The sequence below is a fragment of the Alteromonas sp. 5NS40-0096 genome, assembly GCF_057544385.1.
Genome location: NZ_BAAJLQ010000022.1, coordinates 1 through 1420 on the forward strand (window position 1 = coordinate 1; position 1420 = coordinate 1420).

The window sequence follows — 1420 nt, forward strand, 5'->3', positions numbered from 1 at the left end:
CACTTTCACGTGGACAACCAACGCCACGATGGCCTAGCCTTCTCCGTCCCTCCATCACTGATAATACAAGTACGGGAATATTAACCCGTTTCCCATCGACTACGCATTTCTGCCTCGCCTTAGGGGCCGACTTACCCTGCCCTGATTAGCATGGGACAGGAAACCTTGGTCTTCCGGCGTGGGGGTTTTTCACCCCCATTATCGTTACTCATGTCAGCATTCGCACTTGTGATATGTCCAGCAAACTTCTCAGTTCACCTTCAGCCACTTACACAACGCTCCCCTACCCAGCATGTAAACATGCTGCCGCAGCTTCGGTATATTGCTTAGCCCCGTTACATCTTCCGCGCAGGCCGACTCGACTAGTGAGCTATTACGCTTTCTTTAAAGGGTGGCTGCTTCTAAGCCAACCTCCTAGCTGTCTTAGCCTTCCCACATCGTTTCCCACTTAGCAATATTTTGGGACCTTAGCTGGCGGTCTGGGTTGTTTCCCTCTCCACGACGGACGTTAGCACCCGCCGTGTGTCTCCCGGATAGCACTCATTGGTATTCGGAGTTTGCAAAGGGTTGGTAAGTCGGGATGACCCCCTAGCCTTAACAGTGCTCTACCCCCAATGGTGTTCGTCCGAGGCTCTACCTAAATAGATTTCGGGGAGAACCAGCTATCTCCCGGTTTGATTGGCCTTTCACCCCCAGCCACAGGTCATCCCCTGACTTTTCAACGTCAGTGGGTTCGGTCCTCCAGTTGATGTTACTCAACCTTCAACCTGCCCATGGCTAGATCACCGGGTTTCGGGTCTACACCTAGCAACTAAACGCGCAGTTAACACTCGCTTTCGCTACGGCTCCACTATTTGCTTAACCTTGCTACTAAATGTAAGTCGCTGACCCATTATACAAAAGGTACGCAGTCACCCCGAAGGGCTCCCACTGCTTGTACGTATACGGTTTCAGGTTCTATTTCACTCCCCTCACAGGGGTTCTTTTCGCCTTTCCCTCACGGTACTGGTTCACTATCGGTCAGTTAGGAGTATTTAGCCTTGGAGGATGGTCCCCCCATATTCAGTCAAAGTTTCACGTGCTCCGACCTACTCGATTTCATTATAAAAGCGTCTTCGTGTACGGGACTATCACCCTGTACCGTCAAACTTTCCAGAATGTTCCACTAACACTAATATAACTTAAGGGCTAATCCCCGTTCGCTCGCCGCTACTAGGGGAATCTCGGTTGATTTCTTTTCCTAAGGGTACTTAGATGTTTCAGTTCCCCTCGTTCGCCTCTACTACCTATGTATTCAGTAGCAGATACACATAAATGTGTGGGTTTCCCCATTCGGACATCTGTGGCTCAAATGCGTTTTGTCAGCTCACCACAGCTTTTCGCAGACTTACACGTCCTTCATCGCCTCTAACTGCCAAGG

General features: G+C 50.4%; 1 rRNA gene. It reads right to left on the reverse strand.

Annotation, left to right across the window (positions count from 1 at the left end):
• Positions 1-1420, reverse strand: a 23S ribosomal RNA gene (locus AC27G9_RS21245); the annotation flags it as partial.